The organism is Halolactibacillus miurensis (genome assembly GCF_900116255.1).
Lineage (GTDB): Bacteria > Bacillota > Bacilli > Bacillales > Amphibacillaceae > Halolactibacillus > Halolactibacillus miurensis.
This window is the reverse complement of record NZ_FPAI01000008.1, coordinates 1-16,690: the sequence shown is the minus strand read 5'-3', so window position 1 is coordinate 16,690 and position 16,690 is coordinate 1. Positions and strand designations below refer to the sequence as shown.

At 41.6% G+C, this 16,690-nt stretch carries 8 protein-coding genes; 4 read left to right on the top strand and 4 right to left on the bottom strand.

Translation table 11 applies throughout. The features are described 5' to 3' along the window. Positions 1–142: 142 nt before the first annotated feature. Together BM390_RS06760 and BM390_RS06755 are read right to left on the bottom strand one after the other, a co-directional pair. On the bottom strand, positions 143–1,024 hold the full coding sequence (locus tag BM390_RS06760) for a DUF1295 domain-containing protein (protein WP_177220654.1): 882 nt from the start codon (positions 1,022–1,024) through the stop codon (positions 143–145). Between the two features lie 288 nt (positions 1,025–1,312). Continuing rightward, positions 1,313–2,272: a ribose-phosphate diphosphokinase gene (locus BM390_RS06755; RefSeq protein ID WP_062321449.1), complete on the bottom strand. Its 960-nt coding sequence runs from the start codon at positions 2,270–2,272 to the stop codon at positions 1,313–1,315. A gap of 259 nt (positions 2,273–2,531) precedes the next feature. On the opposite strand from BM390_RS06755, the gene BM390_RS06750 reads away from it, so the two are divergent. The 4 genes from BM390_RS06750 to BM390_RS06735 all read left to right on the top strand — a co-directional run bounded on the left by BM390_RS06750 (position 2,532) and on the right by BM390_RS06735 (position 12,856). After that, complete coding sequence (locus BM390_RS06750; RefSeq protein WP_089853653.1) at positions 2,532–3,377, top strand: AraC family transcriptional regulator; 846 nt, start codon at positions 2,532–2,534, stop codon at positions 3,375–3,377. Between the two features lie 146 nt (positions 3,378–3,523). Continuing rightward, positions 3,524–5,572 carry a beta-galactosidase gene (locus tag BM390_RS06745; RefSeq protein ID WP_089853650.1) on the top strand — a complete coding sequence of 683 codons (2,049 nt, stop codon included), beginning with the start codon at positions 3,524–3,526 and terminating at the stop codon, positions 5,570–5,572. A 159-nt stretch (positions 5,573–5,731) separates the two neighbouring features. Next, positions 5,732–7,471 carry a phospho-sugar mutase gene (locus BM390_RS06740; RefSeq protein ID WP_089853647.1) on the top strand — a complete coding sequence of 580 codons (1,740 nt, stop codon included), beginning with the start codon at positions 5,732–5,734 and terminating at the stop codon, positions 7,469–7,471. A 420-nt stretch (positions 7,472–7,891) separates the two neighbouring features. Further along, positions 7,892–12,856 (top strand): LamG-like jellyroll fold domain-containing protein, encoded by a 4,965-nt coding sequence (locus tag BM390_RS06735; RefSeq protein ID WP_089853645.1) that lies wholly within the window; start codon positions 7,892–7,894, stop codon positions 12,854–12,856. Between the two features lie 250 nt (positions 12,857–13,106). Here BM390_RS06735 and BM390_RS06730 read toward each other — a convergent pair whose 3' ends face one another. Beyond that, a complete protein-coding gene (locus BM390_RS06730) occupies positions 13,107–14,111 on the bottom strand; it encodes an EAL domain-containing protein (RefSeq protein WP_089853642.1) in 1,005 nt (334 codons plus the stop codon). Positions 14,112–14,297: 186 nt separating this feature from the next. Beyond that, positions 14,298–16,163, bottom strand: coding sequence for a PTS fructose transporter subunit IIABC (locus BM390_RS06725; protein WP_089853639.1), 1,866 nt, complete (start codon positions 16,161–16,163; stop codon positions 14,298–14,300). Positions 16,164–16,690: the final 527 nt, after the last annotated feature.

Genomic DNA, 16,690 nt, shown 5'->3' with positions numbered 1-16,690 from the left:
GATTTTCAAGCAAAAAAGTAACCTGTTTAAAATGTGAAAAAATAGGCAAGGTATTATGTCGTTAATGTTCCCGCATTATAAACAGACGAAGGTAGACAAAAAAAGATGACGGCACTGTGACCGTCATCTGTTGTCATCGTATTTAAGCGTCCGTTTTCCCCCAAGGGAAAATCATTGGTACGCGTTTTTTATAGTCTTCCCAGCCATCATATTTTTCCATGTTTTTTTCTAGGAGCGGTGTCGAGATTTTAATTAGAACCGTACTCATAATCACAGGTGAAAGAATGAGTGAAACATAGAAGATAACGGAAATCTCATCCGCCACAAGCATGGACAGACCAGCGATGTAAAGGCCAATCCAAATGAGAATCTCGCCGAAATAGTTCGGGTGTCGGGTCACTGACCAAAGGCCAGACTGTAACAACGTCCGTGTGCCCTTTTTAATATGCTGACGTAACTGTTCATCGCCAACAACTTCAAAGAATAGTCCGGTAAAAGCAATGGCTAAGCCAATATAAACAAGCCACTGACCAACACCAGTAAAATCAAACGTATTATATTTTATAACCGCGTAACCGGCAGAGCCAACGACGAAATTAATAATGCCTTGAACCATGAATACTCGGAAGAAGGCAATCAGGACGACATTGTCTCCCCACTCCTCGCGCCATTGACGGTAACGGAAATCTTCAGGTTTCCCGTAATTTCGTCTTAACAATCTTAGACTTAGCCGTAATCCCCAGAAGGTAATAAAGCCGACAACGATATAAGATAACGTTGTTTTGTCATCTGTCGTCAGTAAAGTAGCCCAACTACCAATCACAAATCCCATACCCCAACCGATATCAACGATAGAGTTGTTCTTAATGGCGGTCGCAATGAGGAAGATCATTGTGAAATAGAGATAGGTAACCCCCATCGGTAGAATCAGACCATCGAAACCAAAGCGAGTAAAGCCAAGGGTGGCAATGGCGAGGGTAATTAAAAATAATAGCGGATAAATAATTAAACGTTTCTTGTCCATGTAATCTCTCCTCGTATTATGTCTTAATTTCATATTAACATGAAAGCGATAAAATAAGAACAAAAAGGATTCTCAGTATGAAAAAGTAAAGATATCATATATAATATTTTGGGTATAATTGTAATTTTAACTTACCTATCTGATTCATTGAGAGGTGTCGAACGCCTTGAGTGATGGAGGATAAAAAAGGTGGATAAGATTAAAAAGAATAGAAAGAACAAATATAAAAGCGATTACAATAAAGTGAAATAAAGAGAGGATGCTGGGGCATCTTCTCTTTATAAATGATTAGTAATTAAATAATGGACTAACAGGTTCTTCAAAGTGTACGCGACGAATCGCTTCGGCGAATAGTTCAGCGGTTGAAAGAACGGTTAGTTTATCAAAGCGTTTGTCTTCTGAGATATTAATCGTATCTGTTGCAACGAGTTCTTTAATCGGAGACAGCTCGATGTTTTGTTTAGCAATCCCAGACAGAACAGCGTGCGTACAGGTCGCATAGACTTCTTTTGCGCCTGTTTTGATCAGGACTTCAGCGCCAGTAGAAATGCGGCGGCCAGTATCGACGATGTCATCAATTAAGATACACGTTTGGTTTTCAACGTCACCTACGACAGATAAATGACCATGTTCAACTGTGTCACGTGGTCCCCGGCGGTCAAGAATCGCAATCGGTGCGTTGAGTCTTTCTGCAAATGAGCGCGCGCGTTTAACACTGCCGTGATCTGGTGCTACGACAACGACATCTTCTAAGTTTTTCTCAATAAAATAATCAGCTAAAATCGGTTGGCCATTTAAGTGGTCTACTGGAATATCGAAAAAGCCTTGTACTTGTGTCGCATGTAAATCCATCGCCATTACACGAGTAGCGCCTGCTTTTTCGATTAAATCAGCAATCAATTTAGCGGTAATCGGTTCACGTGAGCGCGTTTTACGGTCTTGTCTCGCGTAACCAAAGTAAGGCATAACAACGTTAATGGTTTTGGCTGATGCGCGCTTAAAGGCATCTAACATAATTAACGTTTCCATTAAATGCTGATCCGACGGATCATTAGTAGATTGAATGATGTAAGTATCGTATCCACGTACAGTTTCCTCAATATTGATTTGTATTTCACCGTCGCTGAACGTTTTAATTGTGCAATCCCCTAAGTCAATGCCTAGTTCTTTAACAATCGCCTCAGCTAATGGCTTATTTGAACTTAAACTAAATACTTTTACTTCATCTTTCAATTGATTATTTGTCACCACATTCGCTCCCTTTATGTTTCGGTCTTTAACATGTCTATTTTAAAACATATTCACTCGTTTGACTAGGCTGTTTTAAGAAGATTATCGAATTAATGGTCAAACGGTGTTGAAACAAGCAATCGGAGGGAAAGGGCTTTGTTAAAATAACTTAATAAGTTATACTAAGAACATAAGGGGTGGCTATGTGGGACCTATGTAGTCAAACTAAAAAATAAACAGTATCGATCAACCTAATAGAGGGATGAGGATGTGAACGATGGAGAAGAAAATTAGGTATACGTATACCGATCATCATAACGTACCGATTTATCTAGATTCGATTGGGTATAACCCGAAAGAACTGGACTTTGAACGCCCGGAAGGTTACCCCTACTATCACTGGCTTCAAACAATTGAAGGTGAAGGGGTCATTACGTGTATCGATCAAACGATTACGCTAAAACCAGGAGAAGGGTTGTTGCTGCCGCCGTATACAGCGCATAGTTATCATCCGAATTATGATAAAACAGAGACGTGGTCAACCGTGTATGCAACGTTTGGTGGTGAAGCTGTTGATAAAATTTTAGACGTACTTGCCATGAATCAAGCGGCCGTTTATCAAGAAAAGACTCCCGGTGTCTTTAAAACAAGTATTGACCGCGTGTTTCGCTTTTTAACGGATCAACATGAAGAGACGATCAGTGAAAGTTTTATTCGCTCGAGTTATATGTATGACATTTTAATGACCATTAAACAATACGGAGAGATTGAATCAGCTCTAACAAAGAATCAATCGTTTAGCCGGGTCAGGCCAATTGTTGACTTTTTAGAAGCGCACTTCCAGGACAATATCGGCCTGCAAGAAATGAGTGCCCATGCGCATTTAAGTCCGCAACATATCAATAAGTTATTTCACGAGACCTTCGGTCTTAGTCCGTATGCCTTTTTAGTTCAACTGCGCATGCGTGAAGCCAAACGACTCTTATTGACGGATGTCACGCTCACGTTAAGAGAAATTGCCGAGATGGTCGGTTATAATGCGGTCAGTCATTTTGTCTCAACCTTTAAAACGAAGACGGGGATGACACCGAAACAGTACCGTGATACACACAAAAAAGATTAATGGGATGAAAAAGTTTAATAATCTGAACCTTGAGTAGATTATTTTCCCCCTATTAATCAGTTAGGAAGCGCTTTATACTAAAAGTGAACGGAATAACTGACGTTTTGTCAATGAGTTAATTATATAAGAAAATGAAGGTGAATAATATGTGTCAATCAGTAACAAAAAACCCTGTGATGTTACACGGAGCGGATTATAACCCAGAACAATGGGCCCATGATCCGCAAATATTTGAGGAAGATTTACGCTTAATGAAACAAGCAAAAGTCAATGTCATGTCGGTCGGGATTTTCTCATGGGCTAAATTAGAACCGACAGAAGGGGTATTTGATTTTGAGTGGTTAGATGAAGTGATTAACCGGTTATACGACAATGGCGTGTCCGTCTTTTTAGCGACACCGACCGGTGCTCGTCCAACGTGGATGTCAGAAAAATATCCAGAAGTGTTGCGGGTAAACGAACACCGTAAGCGTAACTTACACGGCATGCGTCATAATCATTGTTACACCTCACCTGTGTACCGCGAGAAAACAACGATCATGAATACAAAGTTAGCAGAACGCTATAGCAACCACCCGGCAGTGTTAGGCTGGCATATTTCCAATGAGTATGGCGGCGATTGTCATTGCGATTATTGTCAACAAGCCTTCCGCGAGTGGGTTGAAGAAAAATATAGAACACTTGATCAGTTAAACGAAGCATGGTGGACAACCTTTTGGAGTCATACGTACACATCATTTACTCAAGTCGAGTCACCAGCGCCACACGGTGAAGAGTTTGTCCACGGTCAAAATCTTGATTGGAAGCGATTTGTGACTGATCAAACACTTGATTTTTATCGCCACGAAGTCAAACCACTTAAGGCGAAAAATCCAGATATTCCAGTCACCGCAAACTTTATGGAGTTATTTGATGGCTTAAACTATGACCGATTTAAAGATGACTTAGATATCGTCTCATGGGATTCCTATCCTACTTGGCACGGGGCTAAAGATGATTTAACGGTTGCGAGCTATACGGCGATGAATCATGATTGGTTCCGTTCATTAAAAGACGGGAAACCCTTCTTATTAATGGAATCCACACCAAGTCTGACGAACTGGCAAGACATTAGTAAGTTAAAGAAACCAGGGATGCATCACTTAAGTTCACTTCAAGCGGTCGCCCATGGGTCTGATTCGGTCCAATATTTCCAGTGGCGTAAAAGTAGAGGATCCAGTGAAAAATTCCACGGAGCAGTGGTTGATCATGTGGGTCATGAACATACCCGTGTATTTAAAGAAGTGACGGAGGTTGGCCATTCACTTGAAGCATTAAAAGAGGTTGTTGGCACGCGGATTCATGCTAAAGTGGCCCTTATTTTTGATACTGAAAACCGTTGGGCCATTAACGACAGTCAAGGCCCGCGTAATATCGGCGTCCACTATGAGGAAACTGTATTAGAACATTATCGTGCCTTACATGCGCTTGGTATAAATGTCGATGTGATTAGCGAAGAACGTGATTTATCTCCTTACACACTCGTCGTTGCCCCAATGCTATATATGGTTCGAAGTGGAGTCGGTGAGAAAATTGAAGACTATGTAAGAAAGGGTGGCACATTTGTCTCCACTTACTGGTCAGGGATTGTGAATGAAACAGACTTGACCCATTTAGGCGGGTTCCCAGGACCACTAAGAACGACGTTAGGTATTTGGTCAGAAGAAATCGATGCGTTAAGTGACGGGGAATACAATGCTGCTACGACACTAGTCGGTAATGCGTTAGCTTTAAATGGCACATATCGCATTAAAGAATTATGTGACCTGGCCCATACTGAAACAGCAGCTACGTTGATGACGTATGATCAAGACTTTTACCAAGGCTACCCAGCACTGACGGTTAATACGCTCGGTGAAGGTCAAGCTTATTATCAAGCGGCTCGATTTGAGCTTAGGTTCCAACAAGATTTTTACCGGTCGTTAATCGATAGACTGAATATCACACCTGCTTTTTCAGGTGAGCTACCTGAGGGTGTTCAGGTAAGTAAACGTGAAAGTAATGAAGCGGCTTATATTTTTGTGATGAACTTTAACCCTACTGCGGTGACAGTCAGACTCGACCAAGCGTATGTGGAGCTGTTGACGGATGAAACAGTAACAGACAACTTAAACCTCGCACCATTTGGTGTTGCGGTATTGAAACAAGAAAAGTAAAAAAACACGAACAATCATGCATGTTGATCATCAAATAAAGTAAAAACGAAAAGAATTTACCTTATCGGTAACTCTTTTCGTTTTTTTTATTCACAAGTTAGCTATTTCTGGTATAATAAAGACGTGTAAGCACTATCAATTGTTTAGGGGGCGAAACAAATGAGCTATAAACAAGCTTATGAAAAATGGCTACAAGCAGAACAGCTTGACGCAGAATTAAAACAACAGTTAGATGAAATGAAAGATGATGAGAAGAAGTTAGAAGACAGTTTCTACAAAAACCTTGAATTTGGTACCGGCGGTATGCGCGGGGAATTAGGACCAGGAACGAATCGCTTAAATATTTATACAATCCGTAAAGCGGCGAAAGGTTTAAGTAACTACATTGAGAAAAATGGTGAAGAAGCGAAAAAACGCGGCGTCGTGATTGCTTATGATTCACGGTTTAAATCGCCGGAATTTTCTATGGAAGCAGCAAAAGTACTCGCAACCCACGGGATTAAGGCTTATGTGTTTGATGCACTCAGACCAACACCAGAGTTATCGTATGCGGTACGTCATCTCAATTGCTTTAGCGGCATCATGGTAACTGCCAGTCATAATCCACCAGAATATAACGGTTTTAAAGTTTACAACGACCAGGGATGCCAAGTGTTACTTGATGAGGCAGAACAAATCGTTGCTGAAGTAAATGCGGTTGAAAATGAACTAACGATTTCAGCAGGTAACGAAGCGGAACTGAAGGCAGCAAACTTGATTGAGATGGTAGGAGAAAATATTGACCGTGCTTATCAAGCGGCTTTATTATCGATTGTACAAGATAAAGATATGATTGCATCTGTCCAGGATGAATTGAAAATTATTTTCACACCTCTTCACGGGACAGGTAATTTACCGGTTAGAGAAGCGCTTCAAAATATGGGCTTTACCCATGTTGATGTCGTAAAAGAACAAGAATTACCTGATCCAATGTTTAGTACCGTAAAATCACCTAACCCAGAAGAAAGTGAAGCGTTCACTTTAGCTATTAAACAAGGAATGGAAACGGATGCGGATATTTTAATAGGAACGGATCCAGATGCTGACCGTGTGGGTGTGGCGACTAAAAATAATGACGGTGAGTTTGTCGTCTTAACGGGTAACCAAGTCGGTGCGCTAATGCTTGATTACTTAATTGAAGCGAAAAAGAAAACGAACCATTTCAATAAAAACTTAACGGTGTTAAAAACAATCGTCACGAGTGAAATTGGCCGTGATATTGCTGAATATCATGGACTAACGACAATCGATACCTTAACAGGTTTTAAATTTATTGGTGAACAAATTTATAACTTTGAATCAGATGAGCGTGAATTCTTATTCGGTTATGAAGAAAGCTATGGCTATTTAGTTGGTGACTTTGTCCGTGATAAAGATGCCGTCCAAGCAGCGATGCTAGCGGCTGAAGTCGCTGCTTACTATAAACAACAAGGTAAGACGCTTTACCAAGGGCTAGAAGCACTATTTGAAAAGTATGGTTTTTACTATGAATCACTGCGATCACTCACGTTAAAAGGTAAAGAAGGCTCTGAAAAAATTGACGCATTAATCCGTGATTTTAGAGAAACACCTCCTACTGAGGTAAGTGAGTTTACTGTTGCGGCGATTGAAGATTATCAGACAAGTCAACGAAAAGAAGTAAAAACAGATCAAGCGTCTACGATTGATCTACCAAAATCAAACGTATTGAAATATTTCTTAAATGATGGGTCTTGGTTCTGTGTGCGTCCATCTGGTACAGAGCCGAAAGTGAAGTTTTATTTCGGTGTGACTGGTAAAGCAGAACTTGAAACAAAATCAAAACTCAATGCGATTGAACAAGCCGTCATGAAAAGAGTGGACGCGTTTGTGACCGCCTAAGTTATTGAGCAATAAATAACTTTTAAACAACCTACTAAGCTGCATAAGCAGTGTTTAGTAGGTTGTTTTTTTATCGATTTCAGACATGGACATACATCTGTGGCTGGGTATCTTAGGATGGATCAATGATTGTCACTTTTGTTAACTAAAAAGTAAATGTTATTGTATTATACATATGTCATATTGATGTTTATATTAATATTGATTGAACTTGTATAAATGCTAAACAACTTGTACTGATAACTTTTATCTAGTATATTATAATTATAATTATGTACGTATAATCAAGCAAAATGAAAACGCTTACTAATCGAATGGACTTGATTAAAACGATTGAACTATCGAGGAAAGGAGCTGGATTTTTTTAGTGTGTGTTCTCATTTTCTTATACGTATAGATCACTTACAGGAGGAATGTTAGATGAAGCGTTTAGTGTCGATGATTTTAATTATCTCTTTGTTGCTTCCAACGTCAACTTTAAGGTTAATCGCAGAAACGACAGTACCAGATGAAGAGGGTGGACAAACCGTCTCACCGACGGCTTATTTCCCGTTTGATGGGAATTTAGCCGATCAAACCGATAGTCAAAAAACAGGCACAGCTTGGACACGTTATGAAGAGGGTGTGTCGGAATGGGGAGAACAATCAGATTATACATTCACGTATGAGGAGAATGGGGTGAATCAATCTGTACGATTTGACGGCACAACCGGGATCAAGCTGCCGGATAATTTGCTTACATCAGATACTTATAGCGTAGGCTTCTGGCTTAAGCAAACCGCTGAGATTTCTAATTTTACAAGTGCTTTTTATGCAGGCATGGGTCTATCGCGAATGGGCTTGTCGCCAGCCATTGGTGGTAAGGGTGAGTACATTTATCAAGTAGGTGAAAAAGATACTTTACCAGCTAGTTATCACTATCAGCCTTTACCAGAGCTTAACCATGATGAATGGAATCACTTCTTTATCGCATCAGATAGTGGTGTCACAACCATCTATGTTAATGGTGAAGCAATCGGAACAATGTCAGGTATACCCGACTTATTTACGGGGCGACACAATGAATTTTTACTCGGATTTAATCCCTTTCCAGATGCTTATTATCATGGATTAATGGATGAGTTGGTATTCTATGATGGCACGAACGTGACCGAGTCGATGATTCAATCGTATTATGCAACAACCGCGCCTAGCTTTGGTCATGATAGTATAGAAGAACCAGAAGAGACGCCGGAACAACCGGGTGATGTCACTATATCAAATGAGGACATACCGTCATTACCAGAAAAACAAAACGTCCCAACATTTACGAATGTGAGTGTGCATGACCCATCAATTATCGCCAGTGATGGTTATTTCTATGCGTTTGGGACGCACGGCGAAGCAGCTAAATCAACCGACTTAATGAACTGGGAGACGTTCACCAATGGCTATCAAACACCGGGTAATGCTTTATACGGAGACTTGAGTGAGAATTTAGCTGAAGCTTTCTTATGGGCAGGTGAAGATGATGCCGATAGTGCTGGAGGTTATGCGGTATGGGCACCGGAAGCGTTCTTTAATAAAGATTATCAGTGGGAAGATGGTACGACGGGTGCCTATATGATCTATTATAGTGCTTCTTCTACTTATATTCGCTCTGTGATTGGCTATGCTGTATCGAAGACAATTGAAGGACCGTATGAACATGTGGATACCCTTATTTATTCAGGCTTCACCAATAAAGAAGCGTATGATGATAAGAGTGATGTCAATAAACATGTAGACGGGACAAATATCCCTGAACTGATTGAACAAGGGGTCATCCGTGGGGTGAGAGAAGGTTGGTTTAACGCTTCTGGTGACTACAATAATACGCTTTTCACCAATGCGATCGATGCGAATCTCTTTTATGATGCTGATGGTAAACTATGGATGACATACGGTTCATGGTCAGGTGGCATCTTTATGTTAGAAGTAGACCAAACAACCGGGAAAGTGATTCATCCAGGAGAGGATGGAACAACCGCGGATGGTCGAATGATTGACCGTTATTTCGGTACGAAAATCTCAGGGGGCTACACGAAGTCCGGTGAAGGTCCTTATGTCGAGTATAATGCTAATGATGGGTATTACTATTTATATGTAACCTATGGTTGGCTAGGGGCAGATGGTGGCTACCATATGCGTCAGTTCCGCTCAGAACAGCCAGATGGACCGTATCTTGACAGGGCAGGCGAACCTGCGGTGTTACCGAGTGGTGTCAATAATGCGGGGTATGGTAATAAATTAACGGGAAACTTTTTATTTACGAGAGCAACAGGTGAACCAGGTGAAGGCAGGGGCTACGGTTATGTGTCACCAGGACACAATTCCATTTATACTGATTGGGCGACGAACCAACAGTTTAACGTCTTTCATGCAAGGTTCCCGGATCGCGGCGAACAACATGAACTGCGCGTGCACCAACTCTTTAATAACAAAGACGGTTGGCGTGTGATGGCGCCTTTACGCTATGCTGGGGAAGTGCTGGATGAATCCATCAGTGTAGAGGAAATTGTGGGCACATATAAATATGTGAATCATGGTAAAAACAATGCAGTCGAGATCGTTGAATCAACATTGATTGAACTTCATGATGATTATACGATAACCGGCACACTTACTGGTACATGGTCATTAGACGGCGCTTACTTAACGATTGAAACACAGGAACTAACAGCAAAAGGTGTGGTCTTAACGCAATGGGATGAAACAAGTGCCCAGTGGCTGACGACGTTTACGGCGTTAAGTGAAAATGGCGAATCTCTATGGGGCATCATGCATCCAGCGAGTGCCCTTACAGACGAAGAGAGTGTGACAGAAACGTTATTAGCGCTTGATTTACCTCGTGAGACAATATCAAACGTGACCTTACCAACAACGGGGACCAAAGGGGCATTGATTACTTGGGTATCGTCAAATGATGCCGTTATAAGTTCAGACGGGACGGTGACGCGTCCGGTAATTGGTGACGCGGATGCGGTTGTCACACTTGAAGCAACCGTTACTTTAAACGATGTTGTTAAGACAAAGACATTTGATATCGTCGTGAGGAGTTTAAAACAACCAACGTTACAAGCACACTTTAGTTTTGACGGTCATTTAGATGATGAAACCGGTCAATTCGATGCGGCAATTGTGACAGATGACACCCCACATGATGATGAAACGAATGAGGGGAGTATCTCGTTTGAAGCAGGACAAAAAAACGAAGCGGCTTACTTTGATGGGCAATCAGGTTTAGTGTTACCGGAAGGGTTACTAACAGATAACCATTACTCGATTAGTTTTTGGTTTAACCCTGAAGTGACCACAAACTTTACCCCGTCACTTTTTGTTATGCGTGATGCGGATCATTGGTTCACCGTTAATCCAAAAGGGTGGAATGATGAGATTTTAGTTTGGTCAAGAGTCACCACCCCGACAGAAAAATGGTTTGATGGGATAACGAATGAAGTAGCCACACCAGGTGAGTGGCGTCATGTCGTCCTAACAAATGAATACGGTAAAGGACATATTTACATTGACGGTAAAAAGAAGACGAGCTTTAATAACTTTAATTCGGTTGTTAATGGCGAGGCGCTTACTATCTATCTCGGTGTCAATCCATTTGATTCAGCGTTTAAAGGCTGGATGGATGAACTTGTTATTTACCAGTCCTATACGGTATCGGATCAAGATGTGAAGGACCTTTACCAAGGTGAGGTGCCGGAAGTCAGTACAACCTTACCAGACGTAACACCGAGCGCTCACTTTAGTTTTAATGACCATTTACAAGATAGTTACGGCAACTTTACGAGTGTTACCCCGACAAAAGAGCGCCTGGACCAACCAGGAGAGACCGCGACATTTGTAGAAGCAGGAGAAGGGCGTGCGCTTTACTTTGACGGAGATTCAGGTGTGAACCTAGGGAAAGGGCTGATCACAGAGAAAGAATACACCGTCTCTTTTTGGTTAAAACCAGAGACCCTTGTTGATTTTACTTCCGCCTTTTTTGCGGCAGATACGGCTGAGCGCTGGCTTTCCTTTTTACCTGGCGGCTCACATGGTAATGGGAAAACGAAGCTGTGGTCTGGGACAACGTGGTATGACGCAGAACTCGATTTTATGATCCCGGTCAACGCCTGGTCACAGGTAACATTTACCGTTAGTTTTGGTCATGTTCAAATCTATATTGATGGTGAAAAAGTTTATGAAGGTAATGATTTCCCGGATGTCTTTCAGACAAATGAAGCGACATTTGGGCTTGGGGTCAACTACTGGGATTCACCATATAAAGGCTATATCGATGACGTCATCATTTATAATGGACAGGCGTTAGATGATGAAGCAATTTCGGATTATTATGATACGACTCATCCTCTTATAAAAGCGGGGCCTGAGTTTGATGAGGTCGTGGTCGGGTCAGGAGACGAGGACGAATCAGAAGGTAACCCTGATTCAGAAGATGAGGATGACTCAGGAGATAACACAGATTCAGAAGGTGAGGATGACTCAGATGAGATGACGCCAGTGCTTGTCGATGCCGTCGCAGGTTTTGATCGCGTCATATCGGACGATGAAACAGCTGTGTATCAACTAGACTTACCGAATGGTAAGGTTACATTTACTGAAACACTTGTAACCGAATTAGACGATTCAGGGCATATTGAATTAACATCAGAACAGTTAACCGTCAGTATCCCGGTCAGTGCCTTAAAAAATCACGGCCAAGTCACACTGACAATGGAAGATATCACCGATAGCTTGTCGGCAATGATTGATCAAGACGCCTATCACGTTATCAGTCGTTTTACCCGTTTTGTTTTATCAGGGGATGATCAAGCGATTGACTTTAGTGAAGAAGGGATTACACTAAAGATGAAGATCGACCCGACTAAAGTATCCGATTGGACCCGTTTAAATATTCTTTATGTCAATGATGATAACGCGATGGTATTTGACCACAATGCAGATATTATATCCGTGGATCAAACAACAGGTGAAGTTATCATGCATGTGAAGCATTTTAGTAGCTACGGTTTAATCGAACAACTAGTGGCAGACGATAACGATGATATGACGCCACCAGAGGAATCAGATGACGATGTAGTCGATGACGACACTGACAATCCAGATGATCAAGCGGACGCAGATAAAGAGGAAGATCACGAATCCGATCAAGCAACACCAGGGGATGATCCAACGGATGAATCAGCTTCGCCTGATGAAGATTCGCACGAAGATAACCAATCAGAAGAAGAAGGTAATCATGAAGCGTTACCGGAGACGGCTACAACGATGTATCTCTTCATGTATTTTGGGTTCTGGTGTGTATTACTTGCGGGTGGATGGCTAATGTATCGTCGACAGTTTCATTTGTGAGATAAAAAAGCATTAAAAAAATAAAATGCACAGACAAATGACGGATACAAACTAGAAACAAACCTCTCATTTTGGCTAATGAATCGGCCAAAATGTAAGAGGTTTGTTTTTTGTTTTACCTTTTTAAACAACTTTCTTCCACAAATGAAAGCGACAAACAGTCGTCTTTCAAGCATGAAAGCAAGCGCCTTAGGAACAGATTTTAAAAAAGAAAGGGCCCGAGACAATCATATCTCGGGCTCTTTGTGAGTTAAAGAGAAGTTAAATCAATCGATGGGGTTGTGAGTGGCTCGCTTTCTGGCTTACCGAATAAGTAGCCTTGGAATAAATCAAAGCCGGCTTGTTTGAGCCAGTTGAATTCTTCTATTGTTTCAACGCCCTCTGCTAGCGCCATCGCGTCGAATTGGTCACGCATCTTTAGAATTTCTTTTGCAATCCGTTGTTTGTCAAGATCTCGGTTGACATCGCGAACGAAGGTGAGATCAAGTTTGATATAGGGTGGTTTTAATTCTTTTAAAAAGTTCAGCGTATTGTAACCACTTCCGACATCATCTAACGCATATTGAAAACCATTATCTTGATAGTACTTAAGGATTGATTGAAGGTGAGCCGTATCTTTTACTTGTTCTGTCTCAACGACTTCAAACACAAATCGAGAGCTATCAATATCAAGCGCATGGGCAAGATCTGTCGTTGTTTTTAAACAAAATTCAGGTAAATAGATGGCGGTTGGAATGAAGTTGATAAAGGCTTTTTGGTTCGGCAATAAGCGTTTCACTTGTCGAACGGCATTAATGCGACAAATACGGTCTAAGGCAAAGGTCCGTCCCCGTGTTTTTGCGGCAGGAAACATCACATCCGGAAATATTTTCTTACCTTGGCGATCGACAAAGCGCGACAACATCTCATAAGCAAAAATCTCCCCGTTAGACTTAATAATCGGTTGGAAATGCATCTGAATGAACGGTTCAAACAACAATTCATCAACCCATGAGGCGTCTTGATAATCTTTAAAGTCGCTTAGTGGTAACCAGTCATAGCTATTGATTTTAAATGTAACATCAGTCGCTAAGTCCATAGCCAAAAGAAAGTCGACTAATTCACGTGCGCCTTGTTCGTGGGTCGTTAGTTGATCCTCCTCTATATCCATCGGGAAGTTGTGTTGGGTGAAATGATTTTTTATTAAGTCAATTCGTTCACGATCAAGTGAAAAGGTAATCTTATGTCCAACGATCGTACAGTGGGGACAGGGCATGAAAGTGTCCTCCTTCTAAATTTTCGATAATCATGACTAGCCTTATTGTACCATATTAAATGAATCAATGTATAAAAAACGCATAAAAATAGCACGTAACCGCGGCTTGGTTACGTGCTTAAATCATAGAGAAGAAAGCTTATTTAAGACCTCTTGTCTATCAATATAAACGTGATGTTACAATCGTTAGGCTTTGATTGGTTTCTTTAATAGACCGAGCATCATGGCTGAGATGACAGCTCCAATTAAGATAGAGACAATATACATCAGGGCACTACCTTCCACGAGTGGAATAACGAAGATCCCACCGTGAGGTGCAGGAAGACCAATCTCAAAGAACATGGATAAGGCGCCAGATACTGCTGAACCAACAACAAGCGAAGGAATCACGCGTCCCGGGTCAGCTGCCGCGAATGGAATCGCGCCTTCAGTGATAAAGCTTGCCCCCATAATAATGTTAGACACACCAGCATCACGTTCTTCTTTAGTAAAACGATTTCTAAAGACAAATGTCGCAAGCGCAATACCAAGTGGTGGCACCATACCACCCGCCATAATCGCCGCATGTGGTGTTAAGAATCCTTCTGCGATCATCGCAATACCAAACGTATAGGCTGCTTTGTTAATCGGACCACCCATATCAACGGCCATCATACCACCAAGAATTAAACCGAGTAAAATCGCGTTACCAGTCCCAAGTGATTGTAACCAATCACCTAAGGCCGTATTAAAGGCACCAACCGGTTGTTCAATAACATAAAACATAATGATCCCGGTTGTGAAAATGCCGAGTAATGGATAAATCAGAATCGTTTTAATCCCATCAAGTGATTGTGGGATATTGGCAAACAATTTCTTTAACAGTACGACAATGTAACCTGCCATAAAACCAGCAATTAAACCACCAAGGAAACCACTTGTCCCTTGAGCTGCCATAAAGCCACCAACCATACCAGGGGCGAGTCCAGGCCGGTCAGCGATACTCATCGCAATAAATCCAGCCAATACCGGAATCATCAGACCGAAAGCATTTCCGCCACCAATCGTATTAAGCGCCCGGGCAAATTCATTGTACGTTTCATGACCTTCCACGTGTGCCTCAATCCCAAACATAAAGCCAAGGGCGATTAAAATCCCGCCCCCGACAACAAACGGCAACATATGACTCACACCGTTCATTAAGTGACGATAGAAAGCATTCTTTTGTTTGCCACTACTTGCGCTAGTCGATCGGTTACCACTGCCGCGGTAAACAGGTGCATCAGATTTGAGCGCGTCGTTAATCAGTTGTTCAGGACGACGAATCCCGTCGGTAACACCTGCTTGAATGAGTACTTTTCCGCTAAACCGCTCTTGGTCAACATTTGTATCAGCCGCAATAATAATCGCATCGGCTGAGGCAATATCTTCATCGGTTAAGACATTTTTCGCCCCACCAGACCCACGTGTTTCGACTTTGATATCAACACCTAAGTCTTTCGCTTTTGCCTTTAAGGCATCGGCGGCCATATAGGTGTGGGCAATACCGGTTGGACAACCGGTTACAGCTAGTATGCGTTTCGTTGAGTGACTCATCTGTGATTCACCTTCCTCGCGTTCAGCTTCTTTTTGATCGATTAAGTTTAAGACTTCTTCTTTAGAAGAAGCTGTTAATATTCCTTGGCGGAAACTCTCATCCATTAACATACTGGATAGTCGGGCTAACGTATCAAGGTGTTCATTATTTGCCCCAACAGGTGCGGCAATCATAAAGAACAAGTGACTGTCTTTCCCGTCAAGCGCGTCGTAATCGACCCCTGATTGACTCCGACCGAAGGCAATTGCCGGTGTCTTGACGGCTTTAGACTTCGCGTGTGGAATCGCAATGCCATCGCCAATCCCTGTTGAAGTGTGGGCTTCGCGTGCGTTGATGTCTTCTCTAAACTGATGCTTGTCATTGACTTTTCCTGCCGATAACAATACCTCAACCAGTTCGTCAATCGCGGTTGCTTTGGATGTCGCTGACATGTCAAGTAGAATAGTGTCTTTTGTCAACAATTCAGTGATTTTCATGTTTTAACCCTCCTGAAATTAAAGTCATGTGCTGTAAAAATAAAAGATAAAAGTGCTTGTTTCTTACTATAGGTTTATCATAACTGAAACGCTTACAAAAATCAATCATTTTCTATCATTTTATTTCAAAAAAAATCAAATGAAGTCAAAAACGATTGCTTATAACCGGTTTTACTTAGCGATGATCTTCGTTAGAGAGGGAAAAATGACGCTAATGAGAAAGTCTCGATAAGGGAGACATATACGAGTAGAAATAAGGCGAGATAAAGCCTATGGAGAAGGCGAGAATTAACCAGTAAGGACTTTAAGCAATAGGATGGAAGTTAACGAAAGGAGAACGAAACGATGATTGAAAATGACGTCCTTTGATTGAATGGCATCAATCAAGGGACAAAATAACCCCCGTGTCAAAGGCACGGGGGTGAGGTTTATAGGTTCTTTGTCAAATGGTGTTGGCGAGAAGTTTTAACCAATAATTTCAAGCTTATATTTCACATGTTTCGGCTCTTTTTATGCAGCTGAAACAT